Source organism: Acinetobacter sp. CY73 (genome assembly GCF_059515865.1).
Genome location: NZ_JCAKMZ010000013.1, coordinates 65,669 through 81,962 on the forward strand (window position 1 = coordinate 65,669; position 16,294 = coordinate 81,962).

A 16,294-nucleotide genomic window follows, 5' to 3' on the forward strand; every position below is an offset into this window, starting at 1 on the left:
AAGAATATGCTATTAAATTTAACCAAACTCACGACTGCCCTAATTCTTACGAGCTCATTGGTAGGTTGTGCTGCAATCGTCAAATCACCGTATCAAGTACCGACCGTTGATATTCCACAGGGATTTCAAAACAGTCAGCAAATGAGTCAGCAAGTCCATCAGCAGGCTTTTCATGACCAATGGTGGACGTTATTTGGTGATGCACAGCTCAATCAATTGGTTAATCAAGTGATTGCACGTAATACCGATTTGGCTGTGGCAGGGATTAACCTGCAACAAGCACGCATTCAAGCCAAACAGTCTGAAAGCCAGCAAGGTATACGTATTGGCAATGCAGGGGCATCTGTCGGTCATCGCTTTAGCTTAGATGGCGATGGTGATTCATCCAATGGGATTTCGCTGAACTATCCAGGCTTAAGCTATGAGCTGGATTTGTTCGGTAAATTAGCAAATCAAACTGAAGCTTCGCGTTGGGAAGCGCTGGCTACAGAGCAAGACCTTCAAGCCACTGCGCAAAGCTTGATTGCAACGACGACACAATTGTATTGGCAGTTAGGTTATTTAAATGAACGCTTGTCTGTGGCACAACAGAACTTGGCCAGCACCCAAAAAACTTATGAATTAGTCAGAACTCAGTATCGTGCTGGAGCTGTCTCTGGACTCGATTTGACTTCAGCTGAACAAGCCGTACAAAGTCAAAAAGCCACTTTAAGTCAGATTGAACAGCAAAAAGTAGAAACACGTACAGCACTCGCTGTGTTACTCAATCAACCTGTGCAACAGCTGAATATTACTGAACCGCAACGTTTACCTCGTTCTGCCCTGCCACAGATTCAGTCGGGCTTACCTGCTGAATTGTTATCGCGTCGTCCTGACTTACAAGCGGCTGAGTTACGCTTACGTAAAGCACTATCAAATAAGGATGCCAATAAAGCCAGCTATTACCCTTCAATTAGCTTAACAGGAAGTTTAACGACAGGAGGCGCGAGTACTTCGCTCAGTAATGTGCTGTCTAATCCTGCTGCGATATTGGGTGCTGGGCTGACGTTACCATTCTTGCAATGGAATGACATGAAACGTGATTTGCGTGTCAATGAACTTGAGTATGAAAAGTCAATTATTCAATATCGTCAGACGATGTATAAAGCATTTGCTGATGTTGAAAATGCATTATCGGCACGCAACGAAATTGATAAGCAAGTGGCACTACAGGAGCGTAATGTTCAACTGGCTGAGAAAACAGAACAACTCACTCAAGTGCGTTATAAAAATGGTGCTGTGGCGTTAAAGAATCTGATCGATGCGCAACGTACGACACGTGAGGCTCGTTTAAGTTTAGTTCAGACTAAACAAAGCCAATACAATGCTTATGTGACGTTATTGCAAGCTTTGGGTGGTAGTCCGATTCAGCAGTTGCCTTGATTTAATTTAAAAAAGCCCGAAAGGGCTTTTCAAAAAAATTTAATGTTTAATAATATTTAAAAACAATAAAAGTCTCGATGACAAGTTAAAACTTTTATCTCACCCCAATTATAAAAAAGTCACACTTGTTTAGTTTTTTCAGGAGAATTATTCAATTCTCGCTTAAAATCTTCCCTTAGTTTTAATCTATCCTTTTTTTGATTAAAACTTTGGTAGTCTTACACTAAGCCGGAAACTTTCTATTTATGAGGAATGTATAATCAAGTTTAAACGAATACTGAACATGTAATGAGTTAGTTATAGCATTACAATCATGAAAGACCACACCACACTAAAAAAGGAAAGTCATCTCTAGTGGCTGTTTAACCTCTACATTTAACTGCGGTTATTTATGGGCGGTACACCCCAGCAGCTAATAAATCTTGATGTTTATCACAATAAATTTCGTGATACCAAGTATAATGCATTTCATTATTAATATGCTCTGACACCCAATTAGGTTGGTTTAACAACAAATCAGGACTCACCCTTTCTTTTAAAAAAACAAACCGACTATTTTTTTGGGGCCAGTTCGGTGTTTCATTGTAATCCTTCACATAGTTCCCAACTTTTAACTCTGCTTCAATTATCTTTATCAAACACTCACAAATCTTCATAACATTTATTTCATTTTTTTGAGTTGTGTTGTCTATATATGAAACAAATTTTCATAATTTTAAATGAATGCTAATCAAAAGCTTTAAAATTATGAAATTCTTATGCAACAATCATCTTTAATGCTAAAAATCCATAGCCATTGTAATATCACCTTGCCTTGGGTCATAAGAAAATGTTATCCGCCCCCATACATGTTTACTTTCAATTAAAAAAATTTTTGCAGGATGTTCAATTAAAAAATCATCATTTTTAAGAAAATACTTTTTCTTAAATCTTTTTAAAATTTTGGAATTCAATAAATTATCTTCAAAAAACTCAGGTGTTTTGAATAAAATAAAAACTGTATTACTTCTTTTTGAAATTAATAGTTCAATTTCATCACTTAGATACTTTAAATTATTTTGTTTAAATTTATAACTTTCACTTCGCTCATCAAATAAAAATACAGGTAAAAGACTTGAATTAAAGTTCAACTCATCTTTATTGATTAAAATCTTTTTGCTGTCTAAAACAACTCTACAATCCATGATTACCTCTCATACTTAATATTCATTGATGACTTGAGATTCTTTTTGTCAATATTTTCAATAAAATACTGTGTACCACCACCAGCACCTAAATGCCAATTTTCTTTAGATTTACCTCTTGCCATACATGTATCTTTTGTAACAACAAATGCATGTAATTCTGTCCTCATATTTCTTGCTTCCTCACTCTCCCAATTTCCTTTGTGAGCAACTTGCACAGCATCATTATAACCTCTTGCTGTCTTGGCTTTAAGAACATCGCTAGACTTTGCTAAATAATTACCAGGAGCTGGACCATGAGGATAAAGTGTATAAAGAACAGTCCCCTTCTTTACCACAACATTTTCATAACTATCTACACCGTAATATGGAGTAGACCCTTGCCAAGATTGAGCTGTTTTTGTTGGATCTTTACCAGCACAAACATCCTTTGGACAAGGCTGCTTTTTCTGAGCAGTCCCCTTATTTGTACTACCCGTTTTACCCTTAGACTTATTTAACCCTCGTGGATCTACCCACTCCACAGGATTCGGTGCATAAGCATAGACATTATGACCACCTAAAAGCCCAATAGGGTCTTTACTTATGAACCGCCCTACATTCGGAGCATAATAACGGTGACGGTTATAATGTAACCCTGTTTCTTCATCAAAATATTGACCTTGAAAACGAATGTTGTTGGTCAAAATTTCTGAGTTTTCAAAGAAGTCAGCTTTCTGTTTTACTTGATCATCTAATACAAGCTCACCCCAAGCCTTATATTGCGCTTTCCAGACAATTTGCCCTGCATGGTTACTCAACTCTTGTGGCGTACCCAAATGATCACAATGATAGAAACATACTTCATCAAAGCCTTGAGTTGGAATTGACTTTTTCCACAAAGGGTCTTTATGGAACTCATACTTTCCTGGCCAGATTGGAGTGTCATGTAAAGTAATTGTATTTTTATAAATTGCTTGAATAAGGGGGATAAAACTATCCTTCTCATAAATATAGTGTTTGGTCATATGCTCATTTGACTCATATGCCAAAGTATCACCATCCCAGCCATAAATAATATGCTGTTCATCCCCTGTTTGATGATGTTTACTTACTTTACTGATACGACGTCCCATCGCATCATAACGATATTCAGCGGTATATTCGTTATTCCGACTACGACTTAAACGACCAAGAACATCCCACGCTAAGTGTAAATCTCCTTTAGAAGATTTCTGCAGAACCAACTGTCCATAAGCATCATATTGATATTGCTGATCTAAATATTCTCTAACGACATTATTCACCAAACAATTATATCCAGAAGTTTTATTCTCCCGATTATCATTCGGTTGCTCTAATGTTGTAGTAGAACGGTAAGGATCTAGTAAATTACTCGCAGGATCAAAGCTAAATTTTTCTTTGCCAAGTTTACTGGTTGCTTCGAGTAAGCGTCCCAATGGATCGTACTTATAATTGATTTCTCCTCGTCGTGTATCTTGAATTTGTATAAGTTGTCCTGACTTATCATATTGATAAACGCGAGATAAAAGCTTCAGTGTTTCATCAATTGCATTTTGTTCTTTTTGTACTGAGTGAGATGTGTAACCATTTTCATGACCATGTAACACTATCTGCTCACCCAATCGACCCAACTCATCATAAACTTCAATTTGACTGAGGCCATTTGCATAATGACGAACTGTCTCACGGTGTAAATCATCTCGTTCGAAACTAACTACGTCTTCTCCGTTTAAACTCAATCCATATACATGCCCAGTACCATAAGTAAGCCATTGCATTTCTTGACTATCTGGTCGTATCGTTTTAATACGATCATCAATTTCATCATAGCAGTGTTTCCAAACCGCCGTTTTATTATTTTTATTATCTTGAATGTGTTCTCGTACAAGATTACCTACAGCGTCATAAATCCATTCAATTCGAGCTTCATCGTTTTTAGCTAAAATAATCTGACCATGACTATTGTATGCAAATGATTCCTCTAATGTGTTTTCCAAATCTTGATTTTGATGACCATAGCCTGTGATACGCTCCTGTAAACGTCCCATACTATCCATCACAAAATGCTGTATTCGATCTTTCGAATTTAGATTCGACGATGAATTTAGACCATAATTCATTGCAACCTCTATGCTGGTTTGAAGTTCACCATTCATTTCATTATATTCATAAATGGTTTCTTTACCGTCAAAGTCTATTTCTTTTGTTAAACGTCCAACAACATCGTAGAAAAACTCAAAAGTGGCACCATTTTCATTTGTAAGTCGTTTTAAACGGTTTAACTTATCCCACTGATATTTCAGCTTATAACCAAGTGGATCTGTACGTTCTGATATAAAACCTGCTAAATCATATTTATAACGAGTTTGTTTTCCTGTTGTATCGATATGAACCAGTAAACGCCCTTCATCATCATGAATAAAATGCTCTTCCAAACCGTCAGCATATTTAATTTTTTCTAATTGTCCAAAAGCATTGAGTGGTAGATTTTTGCTTAATGGATTTCTTTTTTCTGTCGTGAAATCACTATAAAAATATTCAACTTTACTCTTTAATGCATTTTCTACAGTAACAGTACGTCCCCGTAAATCATATTCCCATTTGGTTTCTTTACCAGAACAATCTGTATAACTAACTAGATTTCCTTGATCATCATATTTAAGTGTCTTTGTCCCACCCTTTGCATCAATAATCTGAGTAGGCAATCCCATTGCATTATAACTATACTTAGTTTCTCTTTTTAACGGATCAATCTCTTTGATTATATTACCTTTTGCATCGTATTCTTTAAACCATCGACCTTGTTCTGCATCTACCATGCCGATCATTTGGTCTTTTTCATCATAAGCATAATGGATCGTTGAACCATCAGGTTGTGTAATGCAGGTCAGATTACCATTATCATCAAAATCATATTCCGTTATAGATGCATCTGTATCAATGTGGCGGACTATACGAAAGCACTCATCTCTGAAAAACCACTCTTCTAATCCGTCTGGATATACTATTCGATATGTATATCCATCAATATCAAAATAATATTCAGTTTCGTTACCATATGCATCTATAACATAGGTCAAACGAATATTTTCATCCCATTCTAAATGAACTTCCGAGCTTCCATCATCCGCCCACTCATGAAAGGCTTTTGATGTCGGTTCAATGCCATCATATTCAAGATTAATGCCACGTCCTGTTAAATCTGTATAACGGGTAAGCAAATGATGGTCATATTCATACTCATATTGAGATGCATTTTCGGTTATAGCTCCAATTAAATTACCTTTTACATCATAAGTATAACTCGCTAAAGGACGTTTTAACGATCCATTTTCAATTGACCATACGTCCTCTACTTTACCATTCGAATTAACTTTAAATCCAATGTGCAGTAATACTTGGTCTTCATGTTTAATAACAATGTCAGAAATAAATGATTTGCTTTCAATAAAGTGATCATATCTAACTGCAGCCGTCATTCCATTTTTATATTCAATAACAGACAATCGATAACTATCTTCTTCTTTTTCAAAATAATGTTTTTCATCTGTTCCATAGGAAATCATTTGAACAGTATCTGAAATTACACTGTAGTAAAAACCTTCTTGTTGATCATGAATACTTTCACCTATTTTGAGTTGAGCAAGTTCAATAGGTCTAGCATCTGCACCAATAAATTGAAGTCCTTTAAGTATTTTTACATATCCTTCTTTATTTTCTTCTGATTCAATATATTCCGTTTTAGGAATAATTTGAGTACTAAATGGCGTAATCCAACGCGCACCAAATACACCATTATTTAGCTGATATAAATTAGAAGCATAGGTTCTAGATAATACAAAACTTGATAATGCAAACTCAAAAGCATCTACATGTGTTAAAAACTCAGTACCTAATGCATAAGTGATATTTTTCTTTGTCCCACTTGTTTTTTTACTATTTTTGCTCGCTGCACCTTTAGTATTTAACTCGCAGTTATCATTAGGATTATTTTTTGCCTTCGCTTGGTTTTGAGTAGATTCAAGTTCACCGTTCGGTCTTTTTTTGTCCTTCTGTGTGGCTTGATTTGGTTTTATTGAGGCAGTTTTTCTACCATTTTTTAATTTATGCTTTTTTGCAGCTAAGCTAAGTTTATTAAGTAACCAAGAAAAACTCATTGCGACGCTAGGGTCTGCAAGTGGAGCAAGCTTATCCGGTACAGCATTACTAAAGTTTCTAAACTTACCTATCTGTTTGTTCAAATTTGCTTTCGTCGGTGCACTTAAGAATTTAGTTGCAGCTCCACCGACAGTATTTACATAAGTTTTTAGACCAACATCTCTAACATTTAATAAGAGATTAAGTCCATTATCTAAAGTCTTAGAAGGATCACGTAAAATATTAGAATTGGCTAGTTTTTTATAATTCGCCTTAGCTTTATTCACATCTTTAGTTGTATTGAATAATTGACCAGAAACAATTTTACTCAGTCCATTTGCAAAATTATTCCCAACTTCTTTTCCTTTTGCACCACAGTTATTGACTGTTTTTTTAACAAGAGGTTGAAAGTTATCAGCAAATTTATCTAATTCGCCAGCAACTTTCTCATTTACACTCAGTGTTAATAATTCAACTACAGTCCCAGAAATATCTTTTTTAAAATTTTGGGATTTTAATAATTTTAGTGCTGGTCTGAGCGCTGTTCTTGATGCAGCCAATCCTGGAGGTAATGGAATGACACCGACTAAATCTATACCTAAATTCAACCAATCAGGAAATCCAGGATTCGCTTTCTTATTTATATCTATGACATCATAAACAACGTCAGTTAACGCAATAATATTAGCTACAATCGGTAGTGAGCCTGCAACGGTTTTTAAAGTTTCTAAATCAACTACACCGCCAGTATTATCTATCAACCATTTATTAATTTTAGCCGTACCAGCTTTGACATCAGCCATTTTTATTGTATTTATTGGCGCAACCGCTGATTTCCCAGTTCCAGATCTAACACTTGCTTTTTGTGCAGGTCTTTTTTGAACTGATTTAGAAGATGTAGTTTTAGGTGCAATGCCCATTTATTTTTTCTCTAATTAGGTTTATACGTAAAATTCATACTATTTTTTATATTTGATGAATTCATTGATAATCTATTGATGTTATCAACACTTTTCAAAGGGTTGTCCGACACTGGAAGCTTAACTTGTCCATTTATTCCTTGAATCAAATTCTTATCAAGGCTATCGGCTAACAAATGATTTACTTGATCAGTCAAATTAGATTGAAGATTAGACAATAAAACATTCCCCCCACTTTCTTTTATTTGCTTTGCAGTATCTATCGTCTTCATTATTAAAGCAGGGTCAGTTTGTATTTTTGCCAACGTATCCTTTGCACTATTAATTGCCCTATTAAGTAATGACTCAGTTTTACGCTTTATTTCATTTGCGTCAGCATCATTCTCGTTCGGCCACATTGGAGGACGTTTAAAATCACTCGATTCATCCCATGGGTTTCTTTCATCATCATCAAATACAATTTTTGCAGCCCCAGTAGCTAAACCAGATATTCGTACAAAGCCTTTTTCATCTAATTTACCCTTAAACTGCTTACCCAGAATATCAGTAACTGTGTAACCACCTTGCTTAACAAATTCTCCGTGCGAATAATCATGCAAGAGTTCTAATATACCTTGACCCATTTTAGGTGGAGGAGGCAAACTCGACGTAAAATTTTTACTTGCCCCACTAGTAAACTTATGCTGCCCAGCTTTCACCTCAAACTTACCACCAGTCGTTGGAAATATTCCTGAGGCATTAATTTTGATTTGCGAACCACCCGCAGTTAAATTAATCTCCTTCGGACTAGTGATATAAACGGTATCTTCCGTCGATATAATCTGAATGCCTTTACGCGCAATTAAATCTAGTGCATCACCCTGCGCCTGTATCTGAATCTTACCCTTACCTGCATATAGCCTTGCGCCTTCTTGCGCAGCAAATAGACTGATCTTTTGACTTGCATGAGCAATGAGTGATTTTTGCGTACTTATATTTATACTATCGCCAGCACTGTGGCTGATCTGGCCATCTGCTGAGATATGAATGTCTTCATTAGAACTTACAGCAATCGAATTTGGTGAAGCTAAGACCATAACAGCAGATTTGAATGCATCGGCTTTCGCTTGATCTTCCTTGGCTAAGGTTTCGATAAAACTTTGAATATTTTCTAAAACTTCAAGCGGATCCGTCTGCTGGTTCTTCGCCACTTCACTTAAGGCTTTTGAGTTGTTTAAGCTACTTTCAAGCTGACTCTTGGCTTCGTTGGCATCCAAATGATGGCCACTGGCTTGACCTTGGGCGTGTGTGCTTAGCAATAAACCTTGCCCTGCTCTTAATGCGCCCCACTGATCGGTTCTCAGCTCAAAACCTTCTCCGCGTCCATCACTGGTCTCTGCTTCTTTGGGATGACTTAAGTTACCGAGGTTCAGCTGGCTGGCCCCATGGCTGTTTTGGAGTTGGGTGCTGATTTGCCCTGTGCTGTCATCAAAGCGCAGTTGTCCATAGCCTGCACCCCCGACTTCTTTGGAACGGATTCCTGCCAGCTTCTTAGTGTCTGGCAGTTGCCCTTTGATATCGAATTTGGTTGGGCTGCGTTGTGCTTCGTGAATTCGTCCCACCACAAAGGGTCGGTCGATGTTGCCATCAAAGAAGTCAATCACCACAATTTCGTTAATGCGGGGGAGGAAGCGTGCCCCATAGCCTTCGCCTGCCCATGGGGTCAGGACATCGACCCAGGCTGAATCGGTGTCGTTGTTGTTTGAGCCTGCCCCACCATCGGCTTGGTTGTCCTCGAAGCGTGAGAATAGGAAGCGGACTTTGATGCGTCCCCATTCATCCACATGGATTTCTTCGCCACTCGGTCCCACTACTTTGGCGCGTTGTGGGTGGGCTGCTGGGCGGTGTTGCAGTGGGTTGTATTCTGGTACTGTTGGGATGTTGCGTCGTTGCAAGATCAGGCTGTTGCCTTGGCGTTCTTCTTGGTGATGTTCGCGTTTGAAGTTGCTGTTCCAATTGCTTTGTTTGATCAGTTGATTGATTTGATCAGTCAGGTCTTTGGGTAGGTTGTTCTGGTTGTAGTATTGTTTGCCTGTGATCAGGAATTCTTTGTCTGATCCGCTGTGTTGGTCAATCTCTGGGTGTTCGTTGAGTTCGAACCAGTAGCCGACTTGGCTGTCTCGTACGGTGGAGCTGGCAATAAATTGTTTGCTTTGGGCATCGTAGTAGTTGCTGAGGTTTTGGTTCAGCTTTTCGATCTGGCTGTTGCCTGAGGCTGTGGCTTGGTCTTCGCCTTTGAGGTCTTGCATCCAAGCCGGACTGACGTGCCAAGCTTGTTCTAAACCTAGACTGGCATTGTCTTGGTTACTGCTGTGTTGGTGTTTGCTTTGGACTGTACCTGCACCTTCTTCTTGTTCCAGCACATCGGCTTGCCAGCGTTGCACGTGGACTGCGGTCGGTTGGATGCTACGTTGTCCGATAAAGCTGGTGATGCTGTCTTGTTTTTCGGTGGCACTACTGCGGTGGAAGCGGATGTTTCTGCGTTCCAGTACTTGGTATTGGCTGTTGTCGTCAATCAGGCGGAGTTTTTGTGCTTCAATCGGGCTTGTGGATACAGGCACTTGGTGTTGTGCTTCGTCCACTAGCCAGTTGATGCCTTCACTGCGCATGAGGCGGGTCAGAAAGTCGTAATCCGTTTCGTTGCTTTGCATGATGAAGGGACGGACGTCGTATTGTTGTTTCAGTCCACTCAGATCAAGACTGAGACTTGAGGCAAACAGTGGGCTTTTGTTTTGCCATTCTTGAAAGAGAGTTTCGATCACTTCGACGGCTGATTTGTTCATAAACACGCGACTGTTGCGGCGTTTGTGCCACAGTGCGGTTGCATCTGCTAAATTGAGTTTGTACAGGGTCAGTGAACCGTCGCTTTGCCCTTGGGCTGCTTCGGTGATAATGCCTGTGGTTCGAAAGAGTTTGCCTTGGTCAGTAACTTGGTCCACGGCCACTTGGCAACCGATGAATGCTTTGAGGGAGATGGTGGCATTGGTCGATAGGCAGATCAGTTCTGCTTGGATGCCTTCATTGAGCGTGTGTTGTCCGTCTATGCGTTGTAGAAAGACTTCTTGATTCAGGCTTGGATTAGAAAATTGTACGTGTATTGCTCGTTTTTGAGCGGTTAATCCAAGTTTTTCTATAGCCGAAAATATATTGGCAAGCATGGTTATTATCTTTTTTAGCGTTTCTTTAGAATGCTGTCTATTTAATCAAATTTTATGCACATTAGACAGCTTTTTTAGCTAAAAACTTGTTTTAGTGTGTAAAAAAGACGATCAATAGATCGTCTTTTTTCAAATCATGATCGATCTCAATTATAGATCATTCATCAATTCAGCACTCATACCGACTGTGTTATAACCCGCATCGACATACAAAATTTCACCTGTAATCCCATTTGCCCATGGCGAGCATAGGAATAATGCAGCATTACCCACATCTTCAATCGTGACATTACGTTTAAGTGGTGAAACTTTTTCATTTACATCCAACATTTTACGAAATGATTTAATGCCTGATGCTGCTAGGGTACGAATTGGTCCTGCTGAAATCGCATTTACGCGGATGCCATCTTGACCCAAACTAGAAGCCAAATAACGCACACCTGCTTCAAGCGATGCTTTTGCCATACCCATCACGTTGTAGTTCGGCATCACACGTTCAGAACCTTGATAGGTCAAAGTGAGTAAGCACCCTTGGCGAGCCAACAACAATGGCTTAGCAGCTCGTGCCATCGCGATAAAGCTGTATGCACTGATGTCATGCGCAATTTTAAAACCTTCACGATCCGTTACATCAGTGAAATCACCATCAAGCGTATGTGCAGGTGCAAAGCCAATCGAATGCACAACACCGTCTAAACCATCCCAATGTTTTGCAAGTTCAACAAATGCTTGATCAATATCAGCATCGACAGCCACATCACATGGGAAAACGAGTTTTGAACCAAATTGCTCAGCAAAATCATCAACACGTTTTTTTAACTTTTCATTTGGATATGTAAATGCAAGTTCAGCACCTTGGCTATGCAGTGCCTGCGCAATACCAAAAGCGATCGAAAGTTTACTTGCGATACCCGCGATAAGGAAACGTTTACCTGCCAATAATCCTTGTGACATGTGATTCTCACTCAAAATAATTTTCATGCATAATGCCAAGTCTTCAGCATTAACGAAATTGCATAATGCGCCTTTTTTGAATTTCTTTGTTAAAGCATTCAAATTTTCATCAAGTCAAATTAAAAAAGCCAATCAATGGATTGGCTTTTTTAAAGAATGGCTTTTCGAAACAGAATCGAATGAACCCTTAGTCATCGCTACCTAAGAATCCAATTAAACGTAAGAATGAAAAGTACATCCAGACCAAAGTTGCAAGCAATGCAATACCACACAACCATTCTGTTGCTTTAGGTGCGTGTTGAGCTGTAGCTGATTCAATTAAATCAAAATCTAAAATCAAACTTAAAGAGGCAATAATGGCAACAAATGCAGCGAAGCCAATCCCTAACCAATTATTTTCAAATACATAAGGAATACTTGAACTAAATGCCAAGCTCATGACAAATTGCACCACAAAAACCAAGGCAATAGCAATCGAAGCCGAAATAATGACCGATTTAAATTTTTCAGTTGCACGGATAATGCGAGCACGATACAGCGCAAACATCACTAAAGTGGTAATGAACGTTGCCAATAATGCCTTAACAGGAACACCTGGATATTTCATTTGGAAAATCATTGAAATACCGCCCAAAAAAGCCCCTTCAAACAATGCATAAGGAATTGCTAAAGTCCGTGCAGTATTGGGCTTGAATGTGGTAACCATTGCCAAAATAAATCCACCAATACAGCCAACCAATGCTGCTCCATAGGCAACCGACATATTCATGGTCAACAAACAATAGAAGAATAATGAAATACCTACGACAGCTGCAATCACAGTCAGTAAAATTGACTTCTGAATAGCGCCTTGCACGGTCATGGGTTCAGCACCGTCACTATAGACATCTGCACGAGTTAAAATTGGGTTATTACTTTGCATAAATTCTCTCTTTCTAATAATTAGTGATTGAGGATGAAACAGAAATGTTAATCTTAAAACTGTTGGTAGATTAATTAATTTTATAACCTTGATTCATTTTACAACAAAAAATTTAATCATGAGTTTAGTATAGTTAATGTATAAAAAAACATCAAAGCACAAAAAAAGAGGCTTTTCGCCTCTTTTCTGTATGTATTCATCCTCATCAGAATTTATTCGATTAGGACAAATCACTGCGCCAATAATTAATCACCTTTAATGAAGAAATATTGACGGTAATACTTCAATTCTGCGATCGAATCACGAATATCATCCATCGCTAAATGCGACGCATTTTTCTTTAAGCCACTCATGATTTCAGGGCGCCAGCGACGTGCTAACTCTTTGACAGAAGACACATCCAAATTGCGATAATGGAAAAATTGCTCTAGTTCAGGCATTAAACGGTGCATAAAACGACGATCTTGACAGATTGAGTTTCCACACATTGGTGATGATTTTGGATTTACCCATTTTTTCAAGAATTCAAGCGTTTGCTGTTCGGCATCTTGTACACTCAATTTACTACGGCGCACACGCTCAATCAGACCTGATTGCCCATGTTGCTTGGTATTCCACTCATCCATCGCATTTAAAATAATGTTGGATTGATGAATTGCCAGCACTGGACCTTCAGCAAGAATATTCAAATTGTCATCAGTGACGATTGTCGCAATTTCGATAATCTTGTCATTGTCTGTATCTAGACCGGTCATTTCCAAGTCTATCCAAATCAAGCGGGTATCTGGTGTGCTGCTCATACTTGTGCAATCTTATTGGGCTACTAAAACAGGAAGAATAGCAAATTAATTGCCTCTATGCTGTAATTCCATAGCTCATCATGCTATTTTTGCCATCTAAATTTTATGGTTTTCTCAGGTTATGAATGGCTTTAATTCGTAAACGTCGTTTAACTGAACAGCAGCAACGCCGCATTCAGAAGCAACAGCAAACACGTCAAGATGACATCGATACTTCAAATGATTTGGAAGGTCTCGTAGTACAACACTATGGTCGCCAACTTGAGGTACAAGCATTATCAACGCCTGAAGAGCATCCTATTCAACCTGAGAGCAAAGCAGGTGAACCTGAGTCTTTTTGGAAGCCGATTGAATTGGGCAGTGTTTGGCGTTGTCATACACGCACTAACTTGGAACTGTTAGTGACAGGTGACCGTGTTAAGTGGCAAGCCGATCCTAATACTGGACTGGGTATTATCACCGCGATTCAACCGCGTCGGTCACTGCTCACTCGTCCAGATCGTTATCATAAAGTCAAACCCGTCGCTGCTAATATTTCATTGATTGTCATCGTGATTGCGCCACTCCCTGAACCTGCACCGACATTGATCGATCGTTATTTAGTGGCCTGTGCTGATGCAGACATTCCTGCTTTATTGGTCCTCAATAAATGTGACTTACTCGAAGGTGAGCACGATCATCGTTTAACTTTGGTCGAGGAATATCGTGCGCTCGGTTATGAGTTTATGCTGACTCAATCGAATGGTGACTTAGCTGAGCTGGAACAGCGTTTAGACAATGAAACGGTTGCCTTTGTCGGTCAATCAGGTGTGGGCAAAAGCACATTGATCAATGCCATCGTGCCTGATGCGGCCCAAAAGACCAATGTGATTTCTGATAACTCTGCCCTCGGTCAACATACGACGACATCTACACGTCTTATTGGTTTTGGTGAAAATGGTGCTTTGATTGACTCACCCGGGATTCGTGAATTTGGGTTATGGCATTTGGATCATGACAAAATTGACAATGGTTTCCCTGAAATTTCAGCATTCATTGGACATTGCCAGTATCGTAATTGTACACATACCCATGAAAAGCAATGCGCCATTAAACAAGCCGTGGAAAACAAAGAAATTCTTGCTCGACGCCTAGAAAGTTATTTGCGTTTGGTGGATGAAATTACTGAGGCTCAGCAAAAAAGTTAATTTTTCTTCAAGTAAGCCCTTGAAGCGGTGATTTTGATCACCATATTTATAGGCTATACTCAACGCAGTTTTTATTCTGACATTAGGTGATTTGTGGAACGTTGGTTCGAATTTATGGGGAACCACCCCTTCTTATTTGCAATTCTAGGTGGCCTGATCGTGCTGTTCTTCGTATTTGAAGGTCAGCGTAGTGGTCGCAAAATTTCACCACAATCACTGGGTATTTTGGTGAAAGCTAAAAATGCAATGTTGATTGATCTCCGCGATGCGAAAGATTTCCGTGAAGGTCATATCAGTGGTAGCCGCAATATTCCTTACAGCCAAATTTCAAGTCATATTGAAGAACTAAAAACTGCAGATCGCCCTTTGGTCTTCATTTGTAACTTAGGTCAAGTTGCAGGGACTGCTTTGCAACAAGTGGGTCATGCAGACAGCTATCGTTTAGATGGTGGTGTGAGTAATTGGAAAGTCCAAGGCCTACCATTAGTCAAAAGCAAAAAAGCTTAAGGAGTCGACAAAATGACAGCTCAAGTCACTGTATATTCTACAAATATGTGTCCTTACTGCGTTCGTGCTAAACAACTATTAGAACGTAAAGGCATCGAATACAAAGAAGTAAATTTATCGACTGAAGCACCTGAAGTCCGTGTTGAGTTGATGCAAAAAACCAAACACCGCACTGTGCCGCAAATTTTTATTAAAGATCAATTCATCGGTGGTTTCGACCAACTTTATGCTTTAGAGCGTGAAGGTAAACTGGATGAATTGCTCGCTTAAGCATTACAAATTTTAAAGATTATTACTCGCTTACTTAAGGAATAAAGAATGAGTGAAGAACAACAAGCTCAACCACAACTTGCGTTAGAACGTATTTACACGAAAGATATTTCTTTTGAAGTGCCTGGCGCTAGCGTTTTCACTAAAGAATGGCAACCTGAGTTAAATATCAACTTGTCTTCTGCTGCTGAAAAAGTAGATCCAACCCACTTTGAAGTGTCTTTAAAAGTGGTTGTTCAAGCAACAAATGCAGGTGAAACTGCTTTTATTGTTGACGTCACTCAATCTGGTATTTTCTTGATTGATGGCGTAGAAGAAGAACGTCTTCCATATATTCTAGGTGCTTACTGCCCAAATATTTTGTTCCCATTCCTTCGTGAAGCGGTGAATGATCTTGTGACTAAAGGTAGCTTCCCGCAATTACTTCTCACGCCGATTAACTTCGATGCTGAATTTGAAGCAAATATGCAACGCGCTCAAGTCGCTGCAGCTGAAGGTCAAGCTTAAAAGCACTCAGCCCTTTAAAAAAACCACAATCTTAATTGTGGTTTTTTTATATCTATATTAGACCTCTTGCGAAAGTAAAAACTATCCCCATATAAATGTCATGAGATATCAGAAATTAAACCATTTTTCAGATTCTGAATTCAAACGCTTGGTTGGCGTACCTCGGCAAGTTTTTACTGAAATGGTCGAGGTTTTAGCAAAAGCAGAATCACTTAAAAAGCAATCAGGGCGTCCTCATACATTAGCGCTTGAGGATCAATTGTTGTTAACGCTCAATTACTTAA

11 protein-coding genes and 1 pseudogene are annotated in these 16,294 nt (G+C 38.9%); 6 read left to right on the forward strand and 6 right to left on the reverse strand.

Going from position 1 to position 16,294, the window contains the following annotated elements:
* Nucleotides 1-6: 6 nt before the first annotated feature.
* Complete coding sequence (locus AC5YD2_RS08175; RefSeq protein ID WP_496125857.1) at nucleotides 7-1,422, forward strand: efflux transporter outer membrane subunit; 1,416 nt, start codon at nucleotides 7-9, stop codon at nucleotides 1,420-1,422.
* Between the two features lie 779 nt (nucleotides 1,423-2,201).
* Here the strand turns inward: AC5YD2_RS08175 and AC5YD2_RS08180 are convergent.
* From AC5YD2_RS08180 to orn, 6 genes are all read right to left on the reverse strand, one after another.
* Nucleotides 2,202-2,606 (reverse strand): hypothetical protein, encoded by a 405-nt coding sequence (locus AC5YD2_RS08180; RefSeq protein ID WP_496125858.1) that lies wholly within the window; start codon nucleotides 2,604-2,606, stop codon nucleotides 2,202-2,204.
* Nucleotides 2,607-2,608: 2 nt separating this feature from the next.
* On the reverse strand, nucleotides 2,609-7,666 hold the full coding sequence (locus AC5YD2_RS08185; protein ID WP_496125859.1) for an RHS repeat-associated core domain-containing protein: 5,058 nt from the start codon (nucleotides 7,664-7,666) through the stop codon (nucleotides 2,609-2,611).
* An 11-nt stretch (nucleotides 7,667-7,677) separates the two neighbouring features.
* Entirely contained in the window at nucleotides 7,678-10,863 is a 3,186-nt protein-coding gene (locus AC5YD2_RS08190) for a type VI secretion system Vgr family protein (RefSeq protein ID WP_496125860.1), read from the reverse strand.
* Between the two features lie 150 nt (nucleotides 10,864-11,013).
* Nucleotides 11,014-11,817: an enoyl-ACP reductase FabI gene (locus AC5YD2_RS08195; RefSeq protein WP_496125861.1), complete on the reverse strand. Its 804-nt coding sequence runs from the start codon at nucleotides 11,815-11,817 to the stop codon at nucleotides 11,014-11,016.
* 187 nt (nucleotides 11,818-12,004) lie between these two features.
* Nucleotides 12,005-12,739 carry a Bax inhibitor-1/YccA family protein gene (locus tag AC5YD2_RS08200; protein WP_496125862.1) on the reverse strand — a complete coding sequence of 245 codons (735 nt, stop codon included), beginning with the start codon at nucleotides 12,737-12,739 and terminating at the stop codon, nucleotides 12,005-12,007.
* Nucleotides 12,740-12,984: 245 nt separating this feature from the next.
* On the reverse strand, nucleotides 12,985-13,539 hold the full coding sequence (gene orn, locus AC5YD2_RS08205) for an oligoribonuclease (protein WP_496125863.1): 555 nt from the start codon (nucleotides 13,537-13,539) through the stop codon (nucleotides 12,985-12,987).
* Nucleotides 13,540-13,664: 125 nt separating this feature from the next.
* Between orn and rsgA the strand changes: the two genes are divergently transcribed.
* From rsgA to AC5YD2_RS08230, 5 genes and pseudogenes are all read left to right on the forward strand, one after another.
* Nucleotides 13,665-14,726: a ribosome small subunit-dependent GTPase A gene (gene rsgA / locus AC5YD2_RS08210; protein ID WP_496125864.1), complete on the forward strand. Its 1,062-nt coding sequence runs from the start codon at nucleotides 13,665-13,667 to the stop codon at nucleotides 14,724-14,726.
* Nucleotides 14,727-14,819: 93 nt separating this feature from the next.
* A complete protein-coding gene (locus AC5YD2_RS08215) occupies nucleotides 14,820-15,233 on the forward strand; it encodes a rhodanese-like domain-containing protein (protein WP_496125865.1) in 414 nt (137 codons plus the stop codon).
* 12 nt (nucleotides 15,234-15,245) lie between these two features.
* Entirely contained in the window at nucleotides 15,246-15,503 is a 258-nt protein-coding gene (gene grxC, locus AC5YD2_RS08220; protein ID WP_496125866.1) for a glutaredoxin 3, read from the forward strand.
* 48 nt (nucleotides 15,504-15,551) lie between these two features.
* Complete coding sequence (gene secB, locus AC5YD2_RS08225) at nucleotides 15,552-16,010, forward strand: protein-export chaperone SecB (RefSeq protein ID WP_496125867.1); 459 nt, start codon at nucleotides 15,552-15,554, stop codon at nucleotides 16,008-16,010.
* 100 nt (nucleotides 16,011-16,110) lie between these two features.
* Nucleotides 16,111-16,294 (forward strand): annotated as a pseudogene (locus AC5YD2_RS08230) (hypothetical protein); the annotation flags it as partial.